Source organism: Stenotrophomonas maltophilia (genome assembly GCF_023518235.1).
In the GTDB taxonomy this organism is placed as follows: domain Bacteria; phylum Pseudomonadota; class Gammaproteobacteria; order Xanthomonadales; family Xanthomonadaceae; genus Stenotrophomonas.
The window spans coordinates 4,336,180-4,356,394 of the sequence record NZ_CP090423.1 but is presented as its reverse complement, the minus strand read 5'-3'; the positions used below and the strand labels follow the sequence as shown (position 1 = coordinate 4,356,394).

Below are 20,215 nucleotides of genomic sequence, written 5' to 3'. Positions count from 1 at the left end.
TCTTCCTCGTATCACTCTTGCCCTGACGGCTGGGAATCAGCGGTTGCAGCCGGTACCGTGCCGGTGGAGGCCAGGTAGCTCAGCAGGCGCAGCGGCCCGCTCCGTTGGGCATCGGGCGCGAGCGCCTTCCAGTACTGGTCCGTCAGTTGACGCGAGGCTGCGCTGTCGCCCAGCTGCCGCGCCGCGTGTTGCATTGCACCGAACAGATAATAGCCGGAGCCGGCATCGGCCAGCAGCGCCGATCCATGCTCGCCCTGCAACAATCGCCGCCCTTCCGTGAGTACGGTGTGGTGATCATCGGTGGCCACTGCGGCCACCAGCGCCAGGCTGGCCGAAACGGTCGGGCTCTGTGGCGCGCACGCCAGCCACGCCGGCTGCGCCCACAGGGCCGCGCGTTGCGCGGTCGGCAGGAACGGCGTGGTGTCACCCGACAGCGCAAACACCAGCTGCGCGCTCTGCAGCGGAGCCTTGTCCAGTTCACAGCGGCTGGCCAGGCCGCGAAGTGCCTGCGCGCGCAGCCAGTCGGCGGCGCGAACCTCCTGCGCCGACGACGGAGTGCCCTGCAGGAAGGCAGCCAATGCGCGAGCAGCGGGGCGCGGGTCGTCGCGGCTCGAATCGGGCTGGGCCCGCTGCTTCACGCTGTCGCCGGCATGCATGTCTTCCGGTCGTGCCACGATGGCCCAGGGCGCCACCATCACTTCCTGGAAGTCGCGGGTGAACGCGCTCTGGAAACGCGCCACCGGCGCTTTCAGCTTCAGTGTCGGGAAGTAGTCGGAGTTGCGCGCGGCCGGGTACAGCGGCACGAACGCCCTCAGCGCTGCATCGTCCATCGACAGCGTGTCCTGCAGATCGGCCAGCGAGTGCACACCGATCCGTGCCAGCTCTTCGCGCAGCGCCGGTTGCTGGAACAGGCGGTCGTTCATCGGAGGCAGCTTGCCCTTCGGCGTGGCCACCAGGATCAGGTCGCCGCGGTTGGCCAGGTAGGCGCGCGCATCGGAGAACTGCTCCAGCATGCCTGCCAGCACCGAGCTGACCAGTTCGGGGGTGATCTCGTACATCTGCAGCCACTGCACGAACACGCCGCCTTCGTTGAGCTGCTGCGGCACGAACCTGTAGAACTCGTCACTGAACAGCGCCGCCGTGCCACCCACCCACGGGTTGGAGGGTTCGGAGATGATCAGATCGTACTTGCGCGGGCTCGCGGCGAAATAGGACTTGGCGTCATCGATCACCACATGCGAGCGCGGGTCCTTGAAGGCGCGTTCGACACGTTCACCGAACAGGCGCGCGCCCTCGACCATGGCCGGCTCGATTTCCACCGTATCCACCCGGCCGATGCGGCGATCGCCCAGCAGCGTGTGCGTGCTGAGGCCGGAGCCGAAACCGATCACGCCGACGCGCTGGTAGTCCTCGCGCAGCGCCAGCGGCAGTGCCGCCAGCAGGATCATGGTCGACTCGTCGCTGGTCGGCGCCTGCTGCATCGACACCGACATGGCCGCATCGACCTTGCCGTTGGTGGCGATGGCACGCATGTGCCCGCCTTCATGCGGGTTTTCGTAGACCGCCACGGTCGCGGTCTGGCCATCGCGCGAGAACAGCATCCGCGCGGTATCGGCCAGGCGCACATTGCCATGGCGGTAGACGGAGGAGTTGAGCACCAGCGGGTCGAACCGCACCAGCAGCACCGCCGCGATCACCGCGGCGATGCCCAGCGCACCGGCCCGCAGCACCGGCGAGCGCAGCCCGCGTTCATCCGCCGCCCGCACCCGCTGCAGCATCACCCAGCCCAGCGCGATATCCACCACCGCGGCCACCAGCAGGGCGTACTTCAAGCCCAGCAGCGGCATCAACAGATGGATGGCCGCCAGCACGCCCACGATCGCACCCAGCGTATTGAAGGCGTAGGCCTGGCCGATCGAGCGCTCGCCATGGCCGCTGCGCAGCAGGGCCAGGGTCAGCAACGGCAGCGTCATGCCGGCGAAGAACGCGGCCGGGAACATCACCAGCCCGGCAATCACCGCACTGGCCAGGTTGTACAGCACGTAGCCATCTGCGCTGCGCACGATGACCCGCATCAACCAGCCTACCCAATCGAACGCCTGGGCGTATACGAACATCGAGGCCAGCGCGGCCAGCCCCATCCAGACCTGCACCCAGCCGGCCACACGCAGCGGTGACTGCATGCGGTCCGCGCGCCGGCGCAGCCACAGCCCACCGAAAGCGATGCCCAGAATGAAGGCCGCCAGCATCAGTTCGAAGGAATGCAGCGTGGTGCCCAGTGCCAGCGACAGCATGCGCACCCAAGTGATTTCATACACGAACGACGATGCGCCGGTACCGGCGGCCACCAACAACACCAGCAGCACCGGCACCGCATTGCGGCGCGGCCCGTCGGATGCCGGTGCGGGCGCCGGGCTGGCGACCACGGCCGGGACGCTGGCGTCACGGGCCAGGGGATAGACGACGATGGCGACCACGATGTTGAGCAGGCCCGCACTGAGTACGGTGCCAGGCAGACCCACCGCTGGCAGCAGCAGGTAGGTGGCCACCAGCGCACCGGCCGCCGCGCCCAGACTGTTGGAGAAATACAGGCCGGCGAGCACTTCGCCCTGCGCCATCGGCTGCAGGCGCATGTAGCCGGCGCTCATCAGCGGGAAGGTTGCCCCCAGCAGGATGCACTGCGGCAGCACCAGCGCGGTGGCCAGCGCCCAGCGCAGCGCGGTGGAGGACGATCCCTCCATGCCGGGCATGAGGTGGGTGTAGGCCCAGCCGGTCACGCCCTGGAACAGGCCGTCGAAGCCGATGCCGAGCACACCGATTACCAGCTCGATGATCGCGTAGGCCAGCAGAGGCCGGCGCAGCAGCGCGCTGCGCCGGCTGACCAGCCATGCACCCAGTGCCATGCCGCCCATGAACAGGATCAGCACCAGCGACTGCGCATGCGAGGAATGCCCGAGAAACAACCCCAGGTACTGCGTCCAGATGGACTGGTAGATCAGCCCGGCGAATCCGGACAGGATGAAGATCAGCAGCAGCCATGGGACATGGCTGTTGGATGGACGGTTCATTGCGGCTCCCCAGTCGCACGGTCAATCGTCAACAAGACACCAACGCTGCACAACGTGCAAGTCCCGGAGGGTCGAACGACGTGGATCGCTTCCCTGCACAGGCCCTGGCGCAGCCTTCAACCCCAGCAGCATCACTCCTCGATGCGTGGAGGCTGCTGCCGCACCACCGTCATGACCCGCAGCGCCGTGGCTGCCTTGATGAATGGGTTGCACATCTGGACCAGGAACGCGTTGTGCCCAGGTTCGTCCAGCCCGGTCGGCTCGCGGCACGCGCTGGGCACGTAGAACGTACCGAATGCCTGGTCGAACACTGAAAACACCGTCGCGAAGTTCTTGCCGACGCCCTCCCCCTGGCGCACGTGGTGCCACCGGTGCATCGCCGGAGAGACCAGCACCCGCCCCAGCCATCCAAATGTCCATGGCACGTTGGCATGGGTCAGCAGGCCGTAATAGTGCCTGACCAGCGCATTGGCATAGATCGCCCAGAGCGGCACGCCCAACAGCAGCAGAATGCCGATATCGATCAGCGCGGCATTGAGCCGGTTCAATGGGTGCTGGCGATAGGCCGAGAACCAGCTCAGCTCGCGATCGCTGTGGTGCATCGCATGGATCGGCCAGAACCAGCGGGTATGTTCGAGCCGGTGCCGGACATAACTGATGCCGTCGGCCACGAACAGCACGATCAGCAGCACGCCCCACGCCGGCAGCGCATTCCACAGCTCCGCGGTCCAGGCCATCTGCCAGCCCCGGCTGGCCCGATACATCCAGATCAGCAGCATCCCCAGAAGCGGCATCAGCAGCACCACCTCCAGCGCCAGGCACAGCAGGTTCACGCGGGCGCCCTGTGGCCACACGCGCCGCAGGATGCCTGCAATGTTCCGGCGCTGCAGGATCAGCGCAAGCAGCAGGAAGGCCCCGGCCTCGACGCTGACCGAGGCATAGGCTTCATACAGTTGAGCGCCCAGGTCGAACTCCATTTTCGGCACCAGAACCGCCAATGCACCCATGGAGCACCTCCAGATCAGGATTCCACGCAATCAACAAACAAAAAGGCCCCGTTCGCACGGGGCCTTCTTCAATCGCACTCAGCCGCAGCGCTTACAGCGAGGCTGCCGGCTTGCCCTGGCAGGAACCCGGGCGGAACTTGGTGTCGATCGAGCCTTCGCAGGTCCATTCCGGGATCACGCCGTTGGCCACCTTGCTGGAGTCCGGGGTCAGGGTGATGGTCTTGCCGTCGATGTTGCCGTCACCAATCGCCTGAGCCTCGGCGATGATGGCCTTGCCATCCCACGACAGCGACTTCACATACTTGGTCGGCTGGAAGTCCGGCTGCCACTTGTTGTCCGGCAGCTTGTTGTTGCTGGCCACGTATTCCGACAGGTCGGTACGCAGCGAAGAAGCCGCCAGGATCACTTCCGAGACCTTGGCCTTCTTGGTGTAGTTCGAGTAAGCCGGCAGCGCGATGGCGGCCAGGATGGCGATGATCGCAACGACGATCATCAGTTCGATCAGGGTGAAGCCCTTCTGGTTCTTCATGGTGGTACATCCCCAAGATGAGTGGTGGTTGATGTCGGGGCCGACGGCCGGCCGGCCAGATGACCGGATGAGCAGGCTGCCCGTCCCCGCGGGTGGATCGACGCAGGTAACGTGCCAATCTCCCATGGCAGCGTCTCCCCGATTTCCCCGCGCCAATGATGGCAGCAATTTCGCGGATGGGAACCCCCCCGCGTCGAATCTGCGATGGACGCGGCAATGTGACGCGGTACGTCACCTTTCGTCTCGGCAGGTCGAAAACCCTGCGCAGCGTCACGCCAGCGGGCTCCCCGGACGGCCCCGAACCGGCTACCATCGCCGGTCAGGATGCCCGCCTGGGGATGGCGGGCCTTGGGGAGCCAACATGTCTGTCAGTCGCAGTGCGATCAAGAAAGAGCCCGTGGCCCGTGCCACGATGGAGCTGCAACCGTTTGTCTGGGAGGGGACCGACAAGCGGGGCATCAAGATGAAGGGCGAGCAGTTGGCCAAGAACGCCAACCTGCTGCGTGCCGAACTGCGCAAGCAGGGCATCAACCCGGGCCAGGTCAAGCCCAAGCCGAAGCCGTTGTTCGGTGCCGCCGGCAAGCCGGTGACGCCCAAGGACATCGCCTTCTTCAGCCGGCAGATGGCCACCATGATGAAGTCCGGCGTGCCGATCGTCTCGGCGCTGGAAATCATCGGCAGCGGGCACAAGAACCCGCGCATGAAGAAGATGGTGGACGGCATCCGCGCCGACATCGAGGGCGGTTCCTCGCTGTACGAGGCCATCAGCCGCCATCCGGTGCAGTTCGACGAGCTCTACCGCAACCTGGTCCGCGCCGGCGAGAGCGCCGGTGTGCTGGAAACCGTGCTGGACACGATTGCCTCCTACAAGGAGAACATCGAAGCGCTGAAGGGCAAGATCAAGAAGGCCCTGTTCTACCCGGCCATGGTGCTGGTGGTGGCGTTCCTGGTCAGCACCATCCTGCTGGTGTGGGTGGTGCCGCAGTTCGAGGAGGTCTTCCAGAGCTTCGGCGCCGACCTGCCGGCGTTCACCCAGATGGTGGTGAACCTGTCGCGGTTCATGGTGTCCTGGTGGTGGCTGATCGCCATTGTGGTGATCGGTGCGGTGGTGGCCATTGCCATGACCTACCGGCGCTCGGAGAAGATGCAGCACACCGTCGACCGGCTGGTGCTGAAGGTGCCGGTGATCGGCCAGATCATGCACAACAGCGCCATCGCCCGCTTCGCCCGCACCACGGCGGTGACCTTCAAGGCCGGCGTGCCGCTGGTGGAGGCGCTGGGCATCGTGGCCGGCGCCACCGGCAACAAGGTCTATGGCGACGCCGTGCTGCGCATGCGCGACGACGTGTCGGTCGGCTACCCGGTCAACATGGCCATGAAGCAGCTGAACCTGTTCCCGCACATGGTCATCCAGATGACCGGCATCGGTGAAGAGGCCGGCGCCCTGGATGCCATGCTGTTCAAGGTGGCTGAATACTACGAGCAGGAAGTGAACAATGCCGTGGATGCCTTGAGCAGCCTGCTCGAACCGATGATCATGGTGTTCATTGGTACCATTGTCGGTGGCTTGGTCATCGCGATGTACCTGCCCATCTTCAAACTCGGCGCCGTCGTCGGCTAAAGGCATCAATGGCATTTCTCGACCAGCACCCCGGCCTTGGCTATCCCGCCGCGGCCGCTTTTGGACTGCTGCTGGGCAGTTTCCTCAACGTGGTCATCCTGCGCCTGCCCAAGCGGCTGGAGTGGCAGTGGAAGCGCGACGCGCGCGAGGTGCTGGAAGAACCGGACTTCTACGAGCCACCACCGCCGGGGATCGTGGTGGAGCCCTCGCACTGCCCCCACTGCAAGCACAAGCTGAGCTGGTACGAGAACATCCCCCTGTTCAGCTGGCTCGTTCAGGGGGGTAAATGCCGCCACTGCAAGGCCCCCATCTCACTGCAGTACCCGCTGGTGGAGGCGCTGACCGCTGTGCTGGTGCTGGCCTGCGTCTGGCAGTTCGGCTTCGGCTGGCAGGGCTTCGGCGCCATCGTGCTGACCTGTTTCCTGGTCGCCCTGTCCGGCATCGACCTGCGCACCCAGCTGCTTCCGGACCAGCTGACCCTGCCGCTGATGTGGCTGGGCCTGATAGGCAGCATCGACAACCTGTACATGCCAGCCAAGCCCGCCCTGGTGGGCGCGGCGGTGGGCTACCTGTCGCTGTGGACGGTCTGGTGGCTGTTCAAGCAGCTGACCGGCAAGGAAGGCATGGGCCACGGCGATTTCAAGCTGCTGGCGGCCCTCGGCGCCTGGAGCGGGCTGAAGGGCATCCTGCCGATCATCCTGCTGTCTTCGGTGCTGGGCGCCATCATCGGCTCGATCTGGCTGTACAGCCGCGGCCGTGACCGCGCCACCCCGATTCCGTTCGGCCCGTACCTGGCCATCGCCGGCTGGCTCTACTTCATGTGGGGCGCGCCGCTGGTGGAGCATTACCTGGTGTTGAGCGGGCTGCGCTGAGGGGATCCCCCATGAGCCGTTATGTGGTGGGCCTGACCGGTGGCATCGCCGCCGGCAAGAGTGAAGTGACCCGGCGCTTCGAGGCGCTGGGCATCGTGGTGGCCGACGCCGATCTGGCCGCCCGCGCGGTGGTGGAGGCCGGCAGCCCGGCCCTGGCGCAGATTACCGCGCGTTTCGGCGCCGGGATGCTTCTGCCCGATGGCCAACTGGACCGGGCCCGGCTGCGCGCCCATGTCTTCGCCGACCCGGCGGAACGGGCGGCGCTGGAAGCCATCACCCACCCGGCCATCCGCCGGCTGATGCAGCAGCAGTGCGAACAGGCCCGGAGCCCTTATGCGATTGCGGCCATTCCGCTGCTGACCGAGGTGGGTGGCCGGAAAGCCTACCCATGGCTGGACCGGGTGCTGCTGGTGGATGCACCGGAAGGGGTGCAGCACGCCCGCCTGATGCAACGCGACGGCATCGATGCCGCGCTGGCCGACCGCATGATTGCCGCCCAGGCCAGCCGCACACAGCGCCAGGCACTGGCCGATGACGTGGTGGTCAATGATGGGCAGCCGGACGACCTGCAAGCGCAGGTGGAACACCTGCATGCGCAGTACCTGGGGCTGGCCGGGGGCTGAGGCGGGTTGCCGGCCAGCGGCCGGCACTACCCAGGCGCATCCAGCGCGCGTCCTGGATCTGAGGCGTTCCGAATCCGCGCGCAGGCTTGCCGCAGCTATTGCAGGGTTGCTGCGCCACGGGCCATTTCGGCCTGCAATTGCTGCTGCGCGTAGCAGGTCAGCTCGCGCGCGGCCAACAGCAGGCCTTCGATGGCATCCGGTGGCACGACCTGCAACGGACCTCCGCGGGTGCGCGCGATATGCGCGGCATACATCATCCGGGTCAAGGTGGAGATGCCTGCCACGGTGTGCCTCAAGCCGGCCGGGGTGCCGGCCTGCGGGGGCTTCAAGCCGGCGCGCCGCGCAGCGTCTGCGGTGAAGCCGTCGACGTCCATCTGTGCCATCAGGATCGGCATCAGGCCATCGGGCCGGGACAGCACATCCTCGACGCGCTGGGCGACCGCGGTGGAGAGCTGGCTGACCGAATCGCCAACCAACTGGTGCAGGTTCGGGTAACGGGCATGGTGTGACACAAGGAGGCTCCTGGCAGGCGACGGACGATCCGACACTGGCATCTGGCCATCTGCGCTTCGGCCCGTCAGGAGGCAAACGCGTCAACGAGGGTGCGGGTGCTCGGAACCGTGAGCCACCGCACGCCGAGGCAGGCGGAAACAGTCATGTTCCGGTAGATCCACGCCATGCGTGGATGGCCGATGCCGAGTACCGGGCATCAATGCCAACCCAGGTTGGCACCTACCAGGGCAGCGTCATGTGCCAACCCGGGTCGGCCACGCCGCCGTTACAGCGGCTTGGGCGAGAACGTCAGTGTGGCGATCACGCCGCGCTGGCCACCGGGCCGCACACTCACCTGCCAGCCGTACAGGTCGCACAGGCGGCTGACGATCGACAGGCCGATGCCGCCGCCCTGCGAATGGCCCGCGTGGGTACCGCGGTAGCCACGCTGGAACAGCTTGGCCGCGTCTTCCTCGCTCAGGCCCGGACCGCTGTCGGTCACCGAGACGGCGTTGGCGCCCACATGCACGCGCACTTCGCCATCCTGGGAATACTTCACCGCGTTGCCGATCAGGTTGCCCAGCGCCACCGACAGTGCGGCTTCGGGTGCGTCGATCACCAGATCACGCTCGCCTTCCAGCGCCAGCTCCAGCGGCTTGCCGCCCAGCTGCGCGCGGTGTGCATCCAGCAGCTGCTCGGCCACGCGGGCCACGTTGCTGGTGCCTTGCCCGCGCTCGTTGCGCGACAGCAGCAGCAGCGCGCCAATCAGATCGCTGCATTGCTGTTCGGCACGCTGGATGCGCTGCAGGCGCTGCAGCACCTTCTCGTCCAGCCCGGGGCGGGTCAGCAGCAGTTCGGTGGCGCCACGGATCACCGCCAGCGGCGTGCGCAGCTCGTGGCTGACGTCGGCGTTGAACTCGCGGTCACGCTGTACCACTTCGGTCAGCCGCGAGGAGTAGTCGTCCAGCGCCTGTGCCAGCTGCCCCACTTCATCATCGGGGAAGCGCGGCGCCAAGGGCTCCGGATCACTGGTGCCGCCACGGTAGGCACGCAGCCGCGCCGCCAGATCCGACACCGGCTTCATCACCTTCGAGGCCGACCACCAGCCGAGCACCAGCGACAGCACGCTGAACACCAGCACCGACAACACCAGCGCGCGGTTGAGCTGCTTGCCACCGCGCACGCTGTCGGTCATGTCATAGGCGAGGAAGAACCAGGCGTCATCGGCCTTGCGCACCGCGAGCTTGTAGGCGTAGGGCTGCCCCTGTTCGTCGGTGCCACTGAGGTTGTAGTTGCCGTTCTGCAGGTCGGCCCACTGCGGCCAGGACTCGCGCGCCTTGTCGAACTTGTCGGCCGAGTACGCGTAGGCCCGGATCTGCTGTACCGGCACTGCCGGATTCCGACCAGGATGCTCGTAGAAGCGGCGTGCGTACTCTTCGATGTTGTGGTTGATCACATCCTCCACCAGCTGGTTTTCCACCCGCATGCGGGCCCAGTTGGTGGCGAAGGCGAACAGTGTCGTCAGGCAGAAGCCCAACAACACGAATGAAACGATGATGCGGCTGCGCAGACGCCGCCGATAGGGCGTACGTCGGCGCTCCCCCTTGGTTGCCACGGAATCAGGCTTCCGGGGTGGCGATGCGGTATCCGATGCCATGGCGGGTCTGGATCAGCGGCACTTCAAAGGGCTTGTCGACCACGGCGCGCAGGCCATGGATATGCACGCGCAGCGAATCCGAGTCGGGCAGTTCTTCGCCCCACACGCGGGTTTCCAGTTCTTGGCGGGTCACCACGGCCGGGGCCGCTTCCATCAGTGCCTGCAGGATCTTCAGCGCGGTCGGGTTGAGCTGCAGCAGCTTGCCCTGGCGGCGCACTTCCAGCGTGTCCAGGTTGTATTCCAGATCGCCGGTCTCCAGCACGCGGGTCTGCACGCCCTTGCCGCGTCGCGACAGCGCGTTCAAGCGCACTTCCACTTCCTGCAGCGCGAACGGCTTGATCAGGTAGTCGTCGGCGCCGGAGTCGAAACCGGCCAGCTTGTTGTCCAGCGAATCACGCGCGGTCAGCATCAGCACCGGGGTCTGCTTGCGCGCTTCGTTGCGCAGCTTGCGGCACACTTCAATGCCATCCATGCCCGGCAGGTTGAGATCCAGCACGATGGCGTCGAACTCGTGGACCACCGCCAGGTGCAGGCCGGTCACGCCGTCGGCAGCGAAGTCCACGGTGTGGCCACGATCCTCAAGGTAGTCGCCAAGGTTGGCGGCGATGTCGCTGTTGTCTTCGATTACGAGAATGCGCACTGGAACCTCTGGTTCTTGAAGGGTCGTCGGGGGCCAGGCCCACCGCCCCAGAATGGCCTGGGGGCGGTGGACGCGACGTCTACCTGCTGAACGATACAGGTTCCAGTCTTAACATTTCGTACCGAAGGCACGAGGCGGATAGGCCCCCGTGGGCACCGCTCAGCGGCTGAGGCGCTGCTGGTCGGTCAGTGCCTGGCGGCTGTCGTCCTGGGCCTTGCGGCGCTGGGCCACGGTCAGGCACACGCTCTGGGGCATGTTGCTGCCGGTCAGGCGCTCGCGGCGGCAGATCATGCGGCTGTCGGCCTGGGCCCGGCTCATGATCGTGTTGACGATCTCCTGCTCGTTGAAGACGTCCGTGCGCTCCTGCGCTGCCAGCTCGTCAACCTTCTCGCGGCCGTTCATCTTGACCTTGATCCGGTTCAGCGCCTGCTGCACGCGGCTTTTGTCTTCCAGGCCGATCTCGCTGTAGTCCTCGCTGCCCATGGCCGTTTCAACGCGGCGGATCTGCTCGGAGACCGGCGTGGTGGCGTCCATGCGTACGGCCTCCTTCTGTGCCTTGGCCTGCACAGTGGCTGCCAGGCCCAGGGAAAGCATCAGCGCGAGCGTGGTGGTGCGGTACATGACGAGCTCCATGTTCGTCCGTGAATAGGGCCCCGACTTTACGGTTCCACCGATGCGTTCACAAGGGACGCACGGCAGGGTGACCGTTGGCGGGGCCCTGCCAGAACGCCAACCATCAGCGCCTGAAGTTCTTGTCGTCCGCCGGGAAGCTCTGGATGCCATTGAGCACCTTGCGGCTGTCCTCCTGCGCCTTGCGCCGCTGGGCGACGGTCATGCAGACGCTCTGCGGCATGTTGCTGCCGGTCGAGCGCTCGCGGCGGCAGACCATGCGGCTGTCGGCACGGGCCCGGGTCAGGATCGTGTTGATCACTTCCTGGTCGTTGAAGACCGCGGTCTGGTCATTCGGGCTGAGCTGCTCAACACGCTCGTGCTCGCCCATCCGGTCGCGGATACGCACCACCGCCTGCTGCACAAGGCTCTTGTCTTCCAGCCCGATCTCACTGTAGTCGTCGCTGTTGATGGCGGTTTCCACGTTGCGCAGCTGTTCGGCCACTGGCGCGCTGCCATCGAGCTTCACGCTGGCCTTCTCGGATTTGGCCTGGGCGGTGGTGGCCAGGGCCAGGCCCAGCACCAGGGTGAGGGAAATCATGCGCTGCATCGTTATCTCCATGTCATCCATGAGTGGAACGTCCGAGCTGCGGTCGCACCGGCGCCCCGCAGGGCAGCGCCGGCACAGGCCGACAGACGGTGCGATCAACGCCCCGCGGGCGGCGGTGCGAGGGTGTTGTAGCTGCGCTGGTCATTGATCAGCGCCTTGCCCTTCTCTTCGATACGGCGCCGCTCGGCCACCGTCAGGCAGCGGCTCTTGGGCATGTTGCTGCCGGTGGTGCGCTCGTACCTGCAGATCTGCCGGCTGTCGTCGTGCCCGCGCACCAGCAGGGTGTTGATCCGCTCCTGCTCGTTGAAGACTTCGGTCTGCAACTGCGGCGGCAGTTCCTGCACGGTCTGCCGCTCACCCATGTGCTGGCGGATGCGCGACAGCGACTGCTGCACCTGGTTGCGGTCTTCCAGGGACAGTTCAGCGTATTCCGGGGTGCCCAGAGCGGTTTCCACCTGGCGCATCTGTTCGGCCACCGGCGCCTGCCGGTCCATCTGTACAGCGGCTTTCTCTGGTTTGGCGGCAACACCGCCAGACAGGCCCAGCAACAACGCGATCATCATGATGCGGTACATGCCAACCTCCCGATCCATCCCGGAACGAAGGCCCAACTCTACGACCCTCACGCGGCCTCCACAAGGGACCGGCGCTGCTGCCCCGCAGCATAAAAAAGGCCCAGACGGTGCACCCGCCTGGGCCTGAAGTCGTATCCCGATTACCGATCCTGCTGAGAGGCAGAGCTGCGGTTCGCTGAAGCCTACGCCGGGTCCGATTAAAGCCTTGTTAAAAGTCCGGCTCACCCGCCATGAGAATCTCAAGCTACTGAATAATCAGGGCTTTTTCAGCTTCTCGACATGCGCAATGATGCGCGTGGCGACATCGACTCCGCAGGCTGCCTCGATGCCCTCCAGGCCAGGGGTGGAGTTGACCTCCAGCACCAGCGGGCCACGGGCGGAGCGGATCAGGTCCACCCCACACACCGACAACCCCAGCGCCTTGGCCGAGCGCACCGCCACCTGTTGTTCGGCGCGGCTGGCCTTGGCCGCCACCGCGGTGCCACCGGCATGCAGGTTGGAGCGGAAGTCACCTTCAGGGGCCTGTCGCTGCATCGAGGCCACCACCTGGTCGCCGACCACGAAGCAGCGCAGGTCGGCGCCCTTGGCCTCGCCGATGAATTCCTGCATGAGGAAATTGGCGTACAGGCCGCGCAATGCCTCGACGATGCCGCGCGAGGCGCTGGCTTTCTCGGTGAGGATCACGCCGCGGCCCTGGGTGCCCTCGTTGAGCTTCACCACATGCGGCGGCGGCCCGAGCATGGATAGCAGGTCCACAGTGTCATCGGGGTTGTCGCCGAATACCGTCACCGGCATGTCGATGCCCTTGGCCGCCAGCAGCTGGTGCGCACGCAGTTTGTCGCGCGAGCGCAGGATCGCGTCGGAGGGATTGGGGGTGCGTGCGCCCATCAGCTCGAACTGGCGCAGCACGGCGGTGCCGTAGCGGGTGATCGAGGCACCGATGCGCGGGATCACCACATCCACGCCGGTCATCGGCCGGCCCTTGTAGTGCATCGAGAAGCCATCGGCGGCGATGCGCATGTAGCAGCGCAGCGGGTCGAGAATGCGCACCGTATGGCCGCGTGCGCGCGCCGCCTCGACCAGCCGGCGGGTGGAATACAGGGAGCTGTTGCGGGACAGGATGGCGAGCTTCATCGCGGCAGGATCGGTCGGCAGGCGCGAAGCATAGCGCGGGCGTGTGGCGGGCGGATGATGCTCCGCAGGCCGCCGCATCTGCGTGCATGCCGGGGCTGTGCGAAGATGCCTTTCGCCGGCTACAGGACAGGACACGGCCGGCCTACATAATCCAAGGAGAACCACAGATGCGAATGGGAATTCCGCTGTTGTTGCTGTTTGGCCTGGTGGGGGGCGCCGCGCACGTACAGGCTGCGCCGACCCATGCAGTCTCCCGGCTCTACTTCGATGCCAACAACACCCTGATCGGCCAGGGCCTGCGTTACTGCACGGGCAAGACACAACACCAGGGCGTTGCCTCACACGCCAATACCCGCTGGATCGATGTTTCCTACGCCTGCCAGGGCGATTCGACAGACGTTTCCTACGGCAGCTGGGTGCCTGCGCAACTGCGGCAGGACTTCTGCACGCTGTATGACGCCTGCACATCACTGATGCCGTGGCCGGAACCCGGCCTGCCCGGCACCCTCGGCAATGGCTTCTACTCTGACTGACAGCCGATAGCCGCCCTGCTGTCTCCGGCGATGGCAGCATCGTCGCCGGAGATTCCACCCACTACGCCCCCGGAGACTTCATGCCGCTGACGATCCTTCCGCGATTCTCCGAAGTGGACGTACTCGGCCACGTCACCAACACCGCCCTGCCCGTCTGGTTCGAGGAGGGCCGCCAGGAGATCTTCCGGCACTTCAGCGGCGAGGCCAGCATGCGCGACCTGACGCTGATCCTGCGCCGCTACGAGATCGACTTCCTGCAGCAGATACAGGCAGGACGCGAAGTGCGTATCGAGACCCGCATCGAGAACATTGGCCGCTCCTCGCTGTCGATCGTGCAGCAGGCATTCCAGCTCGATGTACTGGTCGCCAGCGGACGCTGCGTGATGGTGCATTTCGACTATGCGGCCAATACGTCGCGCGAGATCGATGCAGGGCAGCGACAGGCGTTGTCGGCGCTGTTCACCGAGGAGTATGCGCAACGGATGCGCGAAGCAAGCGAGCCTGCCACCCAGGCCTGATCAGGGAGAAGGGATGCGAAGGCTGAAGCGTCCATTGCGAACCCGCAGTGCCAACGGAGTGTCCCGCCACTCCACAGGAAGTTCCAACGACGTGTGTACTGTCGGGCAACGCGTGATGTCGTCAAACTCCCAGCGTTCCTCGTAGGCCTCGCATCGGAGCGTGCCGTCATCGGCGGCTTCGATCACGTCGATCCAGGCTCCACTCCGGGCCTTGCCGCTGCCGCCCATTGCACGGCGGCCAATGGCCTGCCAATGCCCCTGCCAATGTAGGAGCCACACGCCCTCGATGGGACGCAGATCCCCATCAAGCACGCTGCCCGCCACCACCACGCATCGCCCCGCCGGGCTGCTGATCACCGTATCCAGATCGCAGGCATGGCGGTCACTGCGTTCGCCATCAAGACACAGGGCGTACGGACAGATGCGCGTGAACAGGGTCGGATGCGCGGTCAGACGCAGGTCGTCGGGAATCAGCGGGATGGCCTGCAGCACCCGGGCATCAGGCAGGACATGCCGCAATGCCTGCGGCAGCCCGGCGGCCAGCGCCGGATGCCCCTGTTCCAGCCATAGACCCCGACAGGGGCGCAGCGTGGTCGATCGGCTGGGAAGACCACGCAGCCACATCGCAGCTTCGGCATCCCCGCCACGCTGCCGATGCTCGTGCAGTACCTGCCAGAACAGGCTGGGCACCATCGCCTGCAGGTGCATCACCCGCTTGTCCGCTTCGTCGTAGACGATCACCGCTTCGCTACGATCAATGTAGCCACTGGCCACACGCAGCGCGCTGCCCGCCAGCGTCTGCCACTCGCCACTGGCATCATGGCTGCCGCCGGTAGACACGCCTTCCACAATGGCGCCATCGCGCAGCATCTGGGTGCTGTAGGCCGGCCCTCCCATGCCCAGCTCGCCCCACTCCAACAGAACATCATGGATGGGCGGCCGGGGAGCAAAGGGCCGCTGCGCCCGCGAGCGCAGCCGTGCGCCGCCTACAACATCACCGACCAGATCCAAGCGCTGCAGCACGCCGCCCACTGCAAGGCACGCGGCAAGGGCGACAACCACGCCCAGCGGAGACCACCAGGCCACACAGACAGCGACCAGGACCAGGAACGGCAACCATTGGGTGAAACGGCGGAGAGCGATTCGATCAGCGGACATGCGGGCATGCTGGCTACGACTGCGCACCATTCAAACCTTCAAGGTCGTGGCAGGCAATGCCTGCCCACAGTTTCCTTCCGACCTGGTGGACTTCGTCCCGCGCTGAGTCAGGCGCCTGGCAGGCCGGAAATGCCGCCGAATCGATTCTCCTCCTCGCTACCCGGCAGGAGCATGACAGGGAAGAGGACGAATACACCCAACGGGATGAAGGCGATCACGACGTACCAGCCAGACTCGTCGATGTCGTGCAGTCGTCGCACAGCCAGGGCCAGCATCGGTGGAAGGAGGACGATGACGGCGCCAACCGTCATGAACCACCCCAGCGTCCGGAACGGATCGAAGGCATCCCCATCGAGGAGCACGGTGCCCGTCAGCCAGTATCCGCCGTCCATCAAGGTGTAGCTCACCGCCACCACCAGAGCAGCAAGCAGGGAGTACGACCAGAATTCCTTGCGGTTGGATCGCCCTGAAAAGTCAAAGCAACGCCTGATGGGCACAAGTGCGGAAATCATTCACGCTCCGGGCAGCGGACGATGGGGCAACGGTTAACGGTCTTTTAGCATCGCCAGGCCCAGCACCAACTGAATCCTGCGGCGGTACGGCCCCGGCAGACAGCGCAGGTTGCCTGAGTCAGCCATCGCGGCCAGGGTCGTTGCTGCGCAAGCGGGCGCATGAGCCACTCGGGCAAGTGCCGTGAAGTCTCCAGACGGTCAGCGCGAGCCTCGGCAGAAGAGCTGCGTGCCGCGACGAGAACAGCCAACGGCGAGAAGGCCCCCAGAATGTAGGGGCCAACCCGATGGACATAGGGAGGGAGCGGAAGGAGCACCGGGCAAAGATCAAATACGAACTACTACAGGGCAACTCGGATTGATCAAATTCCAGATGCTGGCCAACTAACCAATTGCCAGCACTCTTTGGATCCCGGCGATCACTGGACCATCGTTGGCGGGTCGACCGTTACTCTGCCGCAGCAAGACCCACCGCCGCCGGTTCCACCACCGACCCAGCCACCACCACCGCCACCGCCACCGCCACCGCCACCGCCACCACCGCCACCGCCTCGTGCGGGAGGCGGAAGGATGTTCGATACTTCCTTGCCAGAGTCGAAGTTCTCACCGCGCCAGGTGTACTCGACACAGGAAATGCCATTGCAGACGGTAACAATGTCACCGACCATGATGCGATCAGGTCGTGTGACCTGCCAGATGCTGCCGCGCGTGGGATTGCGGCGATCTATTTCGTCGGAAAGAAGTTTACTTGTTCCCTCGTCTGGATTCGGTGTAGTCAGCATGCAACCTATGCTGCACTGAATAACTCCTGGATGCTTCCTTGCCTGGAGGCTTCCGGACGCCAGCAGCAGTGCGACCCCGAACAGAATTGAGATAGCCGAGCTATCAAGAGAAACAACACTCAGCGCATTCCTAACCTGCATAGATAGTCCTTATCTTGAGATGCAACAGTTCTTGAAGATTTCCTCAGACAGCGCGAGCGCCTCGGATCGCTGCCTGCTTGTGAGATCGTTCTCGGCTTTGACAATGTCGTTATTGTCGTAAAGCTGGGGATTGATGCGATTCAGAACACGCGTATAAGCAAGTGCTGCAACCGGATCTCTATCGCGTGTTCGCCCATAGCTGTAGGCCCTTCTTAAACTTCCCAGCGCCGCAATGTTTCCTTGATTGGCCATCTCGTTGAGATACCTGGATGAATTTTCTTTCCATTGAGCAAGCCTTTCTGGATCATGGATGACTTCATCGAGCGACCCGAGGACTTCTTGTGGCGACACTGCATAAGCGAGCATTGCCTCTTGCGACCCCATGGCCGCAGCTTTTGATAGCCAATCGGCGTGATAGATATCTTGATCCAGCGCCAGTGATTCACACTCCTTGAGAAGTCGTTCTGATCTTTCAAGGAACCAGCCGCCGGAACCGAGGCTGGTAGCGGATTGGGCCAACTCGTCGGCGCGATCAGAGGTGAATGCCTGGCATTGCTCGATGGTGAGATAGATTTCGTAGGTCGCCGTGGCGTCACCCGCTTCGGATCGCCGAATCAGCTGCTTCACATGGGCCAATGCGTCGCCTGGCGCACGGAATTCACGACCACGGATGATCTCGTAGGCTTTGGGGCCCAAAGGCTTGTATGACCCTGGCGGAATTTTTTTTTCGGCCTCCAGTTTATGGGCTGTCGTTTCGCGCAAGGAGGCTGAATTCCCGTTCTGAACGGGCGCATTCTCTTGCACCTCGTTCTTGTCGAGCGTTCGCTGAGCGTCATTCGTTTGTGGCCGGTAACCCCAAACCACACCGATCACAATGCTCGTCGCCACTACGGCTACTCCGATGCCGATTAGCTTCTTCTTCATCTATTGATCTCACGTCTCCGTCGAAACGGAATGGTTACAGGGGGAGGCAAGGTTCTAGTTTTACCGCCGACCTGTACAGAGTAAAAACGTTGAACGAAGCACATCCCCCCCGGTGCCTGCCGGGACCGGATTCATGATTCGTTCACATGATGGCGTATGAGCAGAAGAGGCGCTGCTTGGGCAGATGCGACATGAACACCCAGACTGTCCGATGCCTGTCAGCGTCGTACTCGCCGGCACTGTTTAGACGTTGCGTCTGGAGAGCGCAACAACCGCCAGAACACTGAGGTCGCAATACAGCGTGTGCTTGGTTGCGTTTCCGGGCCGATCTTCCACTGCGTCCATGCAAGCGGACACCCGCCGCGCCCCATCGCGGCAGGCTGATGAAGAGCACGAACGAGGAAGCGCGAACCAATGAAGGCACGCAGATCGATGGGCGCAAGAAAGCGGGCATGTAGCCCACCGGGACGGGGAAGAAGCAACGGTTTGGGGAAGAACGATACCTACGCAGGTCGTTTGAGCATTCGTTCTTCTGCCGGTTCACCTGTGCGCCATCAAGACCCTGGGCGCAGATCCGGTGACAAATGGAGCGGGCGATGGGAATCGAACCCACGTCAGTAGCTTGGGAAGCTACGCAATAAATGATTACAAATCAATCACTTAAGTTTAATTACCGCTCCGCAATTGCGCTATTCCACTGCTAGGATTCGCCTCCTTTTTAAGGGTCCATGCGCCGATTGCGGAGCGGAGCCGGCTCCCATCTTCCGTCAGTGGCGGAGTCGCAGCTAACATGGCTTGAACATCAGGGAGGGGACTGGATGACCATCAGCGATTGGATGATTGTGTGCGCCACATTGGCCGGCCCGATCATCGCCGTGCAAGTCCAGAAGGCGATTGAGGCGGCGCGAGAGGCGAGAAGCCAAAAACGGTGGGTCTTCCATCAACTGATGACGACGCGGGCCGCGCAGCTGTCGTTTCAGCACGTTCAGGCCCTGAACATGATTGATCTGGCGTTCTATGGGAAAGGCCCTGGGAAACGCAGCGTCAAGGAACAGCGGGTCCTGGATCTCTGGAAAGAGCATCTCGACCTGCTCTCGGATCGAGCCCTTCAAGACCGAGACATTGACGCCTGGATCACTAAGCTGCAGGACTCCCATGTCGAACTGATGATGGCGATCGCAGATGACGTGGGCTACCACTTTGACCGTGTCGTGCTCCGTAAGGGCGCATATAACCCGGAGGCCCATGGCGTCGAAGAACACGAGCAAAAGCAACTTCGCCGCTTGGCTATTGGGGTACTTGAGGGAAGAAACCCCCTCACGATGAACGTTGCCAGCTTCCCCATCGACGAAGACGCACAGAACGCTCAGACCGAACTATCAAGGCGGCTGAGTGAGCTGGTCTCGGAAGGAGAGTTAAAGGTTAGGCTCTCTCAGCCGGAAAGGACCACCTCCCCGCCTGATGAAGGGACGGCTTAGAAGTCTGCCTGACTCTATAAGAACATCAATAACTTGCATTGAATTCAATTCTGGAGCCGCCCGTCTGCAGCCCTTCAGCCGCCAGGGGATGCGCATCAGTTTTCTGAAGGTTCCGGGGCTTAGACCGTATGACGCAGCGGGTGGTGCCCTGCCCTCACCCACGCCTTGTGGGCGCCCCACGCGCGGGGCTTGGGCGCCGCCGGCAGTGGCCTGGGCGGCTCCAACGCTTCCTTCACTCGCGCGGTGGCGGTGGCCGTTGCCTCGACGAGGCGCCGGGCCTGTTGCTGCTGCTCTGGCGTCGGAGGGAGGCCGGGCAGCGGTTCGAGCGGATCGCTAGGCGTCGCGGCCAGCAGCTGGGCAACGGCAGCGCGCAGCCTCATCTCCGGGTACAGTCTGGCCGCGCACCAGCGTTCGGCGTAGCGCTTGCCCTGGGTGAAGCTGGCGGCGCGCTCATCCTTGGTCTGCCACATCTTCCGGGCGTCGAGGTGCACACGCACGCCATGGTCCTTGGCCGGCGTTATCTGGGCAATCTGTCGTCCACTCCACCACAGCACCCAAGCGTCGCCCATCTGGACCCAGCCAGAGGGGATCGGAGCGGTACGAAATCCTTGGTAGCCGTGTAGGGGAAGCATTGCCGGGAGAATACGGTTGGCCGTCGCAGATCCTGCGAACACGGCAGCGACCTGCCTGAATCGTTTGGACTGCGTGCCGGCGCGGCGCTGCTCACGCGCCCCC

The 20,215-nt window shown here is 64.3% G+C and carries 21 protein-coding genes; 6 read left to right on the top strand and 15 right to left on the bottom strand.

Annotation, left to right across the window (positions count from 1 at the left end):
* Positions 1-11 precede the first annotated feature (11 nt).
* The 3 genes from LZ605_RS20300 to LZ605_RS20290 all read right to left on the bottom strand — a co-directional run bounded on the left by LZ605_RS20300 (position 12) and on the right by LZ605_RS20290 (position 4,604).
* Positions 12-3,068, bottom strand: coding sequence for a fused MFS/spermidine synthase (locus LZ605_RS20300; RefSeq protein ID WP_249843089.1), 3,057 nt, complete (start codon positions 3,066-3,068; stop codon positions 12-14).
* 131 nt (positions 3,069-3,199) lie between these two features.
* Positions 3,200-4,075, bottom strand: a complete 876-nt coding sequence (locus LZ605_RS20295; protein WP_249843088.1) for a sterol desaturase family protein — start codon at positions 4,073-4,075, stop codon at positions 3,200-3,202.
* 91 nt (positions 4,076-4,166) lie between these two features.
* Positions 4,167-4,604, bottom strand: a complete 438-nt coding sequence (locus LZ605_RS20290) for a pilin (RefSeq protein ID WP_249843087.1) — start codon at positions 4,602-4,604, stop codon at positions 4,167-4,169.
* Positions 4,605-4,965: 361 nt separating this feature from the next.
* Here LZ605_RS20290 and LZ605_RS20285 point away from each other — a divergent pair, with 361 nt between their 5' ends.
* From LZ605_RS20285 to coaE, 3 genes are read left to right on the top strand one after another with little or no spacing between them, the layout of a single operon-like run.
* Complete coding sequence (locus LZ605_RS20285) at positions 4,966-6,225, top strand: type II secretion system F family protein (protein ID WP_249843086.1); 1,260 nt, start codon at positions 4,966-4,968, stop codon at positions 6,223-6,225.
* Between the two features lie 8 nt (positions 6,226-6,233).
* The gene (locus tag LZ605_RS20280; RefSeq protein WP_249843085.1) at positions 6,234-7,097 is read left to right on the top strand and encodes a prepilin peptidase; all 864 of its coding nucleotides are present in this window, start codon (positions 6,234-6,236) and stop codon (positions 7,095-7,097) included.
* Between the two features lie 11 nt (positions 7,098-7,108).
* On the top strand, positions 7,109-7,720 hold the full coding sequence (gene coaE / locus LZ605_RS20275) for a dephospho-CoA kinase (protein WP_249843084.1): 612 nt from the start codon (positions 7,109-7,111) through the stop codon (positions 7,718-7,720).
* Positions 7,721-7,815: 95 nt separating this feature from the next.
* Here the strand turns inward: coaE and LZ605_RS20270 are convergent, their stop codons facing one another.
* The 7 genes from LZ605_RS20270 to rimK all read right to left on the bottom strand — a co-directional run bounded on the left by LZ605_RS20270 (position 7,816) and on the right by rimK (position 13,437).
* Positions 7,816-8,232, bottom strand: a complete 417-nt coding sequence (locus LZ605_RS20270) for a hypothetical protein (RefSeq protein WP_249843083.1) — start codon at positions 8,230-8,232, stop codon at positions 7,816-7,818.
* Positions 8,233-8,498: 266 nt separating this feature from the next.
* Positions 8,499-9,869: a sensor histidine kinase gene (locus tag LZ605_RS20265; RefSeq protein ID WP_249843082.1), complete on the bottom strand. Its 1,371-nt coding sequence runs from the start codon at positions 9,867-9,869 to the stop codon at positions 8,499-8,501.
* The gene (locus LZ605_RS20260) at positions 9,832-10,509 is read right to left on the bottom strand and encodes a response regulator transcription factor (protein WP_005410804.1); all 678 of its coding nucleotides are present in this window, start codon (positions 10,507-10,509) and stop codon (positions 9,832-9,834) included. The genes LZ605_RS20265 and LZ605_RS20260 overlap by 38 nt, the downstream gene beginning before the upstream one ends.
* Positions 10,510-10,668: 159 nt before the next feature.
* Complete coding sequence (locus LZ605_RS20255) at positions 10,669-11,130, bottom strand: hypothetical protein (protein WP_107231725.1); 462 nt, start codon at positions 11,128-11,130, stop codon at positions 10,669-10,671.
* Between the two features lie 115 nt (positions 11,131-11,245).
* Entirely contained in the window at positions 11,246-11,728 is a 483-nt protein-coding gene (locus tag LZ605_RS20250) for a hypothetical protein (protein ID WP_249843081.1), read from the bottom strand.
* 95 nt (positions 11,729-11,823) lie between these two features.
* Positions 11,824-12,303 (bottom strand): hypothetical protein, encoded by a 480-nt coding sequence (locus LZ605_RS20245; RefSeq protein WP_107231723.1) that lies wholly within the window; start codon positions 12,301-12,303, stop codon positions 11,824-11,826.
* A 255-nt stretch (positions 12,304-12,558) separates the two neighbouring features.
* The gene (gene rimK / locus LZ605_RS20240) at positions 12,559-13,437 is read right to left on the bottom strand and encodes a 30S ribosomal protein S6--L-glutamate ligase (protein ID WP_107231722.1); all 879 of its coding nucleotides are present in this window, start codon (positions 13,435-13,437) and stop codon (positions 12,559-12,561) included.
* 167 nt (positions 13,438-13,604) lie between these two features.
* Between rimK and LZ605_RS20235 the strand changes: the two genes are divergently transcribed.
* Positions 13,605-13,970 carry a hypothetical protein gene (locus tag LZ605_RS20235; RefSeq protein WP_249843080.1) on the top strand — a complete coding sequence of 122 codons (366 nt, stop codon included), beginning with the start codon at positions 13,605-13,607 and terminating at the stop codon, positions 13,968-13,970.
* An 80-nt stretch (positions 13,971-14,050) separates the two neighbouring features.
* Positions 14,051-14,488 carry an acyl-CoA thioesterase gene (locus tag LZ605_RS20230; protein ID WP_249843079.1) on the top strand — a complete coding sequence of 146 codons (438 nt, stop codon included), beginning with the start codon at positions 14,051-14,053 and terminating at the stop codon, positions 14,486-14,488.
* Here the strand turns inward: LZ605_RS20230 and LZ605_RS20225 are convergent, their stop codons facing one another.
* The 4 genes from LZ605_RS20225 to LZ605_RS20210 form a co-directional block, all read right to left on the bottom strand.
* Positions 14,489-15,646 (bottom strand): hypothetical protein, encoded by a 1,158-nt coding sequence (locus LZ605_RS20225; RefSeq protein ID WP_249843078.1) that lies wholly within the window; start codon positions 15,644-15,646, stop codon positions 14,489-14,491.
* Between the two features lie 107 nt (positions 15,647-15,753).
* Positions 15,754-16,158 (bottom strand): DUF805 domain-containing protein, encoded by a 405-nt coding sequence (locus tag LZ605_RS20220; RefSeq protein WP_107231718.1) that lies wholly within the window; start codon positions 16,156-16,158, stop codon positions 15,754-15,756.
* Between the two features lie 445 nt (positions 16,159-16,603).
* Positions 16,604-16,762 carry a hypothetical protein gene (locus tag LZ605_RS20215; protein WP_249843077.1) on the bottom strand — a complete coding sequence of 53 codons (159 nt, stop codon included), beginning with the start codon at positions 16,760-16,762 and terminating at the stop codon, positions 16,604-16,606.
* Between the two features lie 325 nt (positions 16,763-17,087).
* Complete coding sequence (locus LZ605_RS20210; protein WP_249843076.1) at positions 17,088-18,002, bottom strand: hypothetical protein; 915 nt, start codon at positions 18,000-18,002, stop codon at positions 17,088-17,090.
* An 818-nt stretch (positions 18,003-18,820) separates the two neighbouring features.
* Between LZ605_RS20210 and LZ605_RS20205 the strand changes: the two genes are divergently transcribed.
* On the top strand, positions 18,821-19,480 hold the full coding sequence (locus LZ605_RS20205) for a DUF6680 family protein (RefSeq protein WP_249843075.1): 660 nt from the start codon (positions 18,821-18,823) through the stop codon (positions 19,478-19,480).
* A 119-nt stretch (positions 19,481-19,599) separates the two neighbouring features.
* On the opposite strand, the gene LZ605_RS20200 is transcribed toward LZ605_RS20205, so the two are convergent.
* Positions 19,600-20,112 (bottom strand): hypothetical protein, encoded by a 513-nt coding sequence (locus LZ605_RS20200; protein ID WP_249844960.1) that lies wholly within the window; start codon positions 20,110-20,112, stop codon positions 19,600-19,602.
* Positions 20,113-20,215 lie beyond the last annotated feature (103 nt).

Coding starts and splice junctions, on each gene's coding strand:
- LZ605_RS20300 (WP_249843089.1), bottom strand. CDS start 3,068: ATGAACCGTCCATCCAACAGCCATGTCCCATGGCTGCTGCTGATCTTC.
- LZ605_RS20295 (WP_249843088.1), bottom strand. CDS start 4,075: ATGGGTGCATTGGCGGTTCTGGTGCCGAAAATGGAGTTCGACCTGGGC.
- LZ605_RS20290 (WP_249843087.1), bottom strand. CDS start 4,604: ATGAAGAACCAGAAGGGCTTCACCCTGATCGAACTGATGATCGTCGTT.
- LZ605_RS20285 (WP_249843086.1), top strand. CDS start 4,966: ATGTCTGTCAGTCGCAGTGCGATCAAGAAAGAGCCCGTGGCCCGTGCC.
- LZ605_RS20280 (WP_249843085.1), top strand. CDS start 6,234: ATGGCATTTCTCGACCAGCACCCCGGCCTTGGCTATCCCGCCGCGGCC.
- coaE (WP_249843084.1), top strand. CDS start 7,109: ATGAGCCGTTATGTGGTGGGCCTGACCGGTGGCATCGCCGCCGGCAAG.
- LZ605_RS20265 (WP_249843082.1), bottom strand. CDS start 9,869: ATGGCATCGGATACCGCATCGCCACCCCGGAAGCCTGATTCCGTGGCA.
- LZ605_RS20255 (WP_107231725.1), bottom strand. CDS start 11,130: ATGTACCGCACCACCACGCTCGCGCTGATGCTTTCCCTGGGCCTGGCA.
- LZ605_RS20250 (WP_249843081.1), bottom strand. CDS start 11,728: ATGCAGCGCATGATTTCCCTCACCCTGGTGCTGGGCCTGGCCCTGGCC.
- LZ605_RS20245 (WP_107231723.1), bottom strand. CDS start 12,303: ATGTACCGCATCATGATGATCGCGTTGTTGCTGGGCCTGTCTGGCGGT.
- rimK (WP_107231722.1), bottom strand. CDS start 13,437: ATGAAGCTCGCCATCCTGTCCCGCAACAGCTCCCTGTATTCCACCCGC.
- LZ605_RS20235 (WP_249843080.1), top strand. CDS start 13,605: ATGCGAATGGGAATTCCGCTGTTGTTGCTGTTTGGCCTGGTGGGGGGC.
- LZ605_RS20230 (WP_249843079.1), top strand. CDS start 14,051: ATGCCGCTGACGATCCTTCCGCGATTCTCCGAAGTGGACGTACTCGGC.
- LZ605_RS20225 (WP_249843078.1), bottom strand. CDS start 15,646: ATGTCCGCTGATCGAATCGCTCTCCGCCGTTTCACCCAATGGTTGCCG.
- LZ605_RS20220 (WP_107231718.1), bottom strand. CDS start 16,158: ATGATTTCCGCACTTGTGCCCATCAGGCGTTGCTTTGACTTTTCAGGG.
- LZ605_RS20210 (WP_249843076.1), bottom strand. CDS start 18,002: ATGAAGAAGAAGCTAATCGGCATCGGAGTAGCCGTAGTGGCGACGAGC.
- LZ605_RS20205 (WP_249843075.1), top strand. CDS start 18,821: ATGACCATCAGCGATTGGATGATTGTGTGCGCCACATTGGCCGGCCCG.
- LZ605_RS20200 (WP_249844960.1), bottom strand. CDS start 20,112: ATGCTTCCCCTACACGGCTACCAAGGATTTCGTACCGCTCCGATCCCC.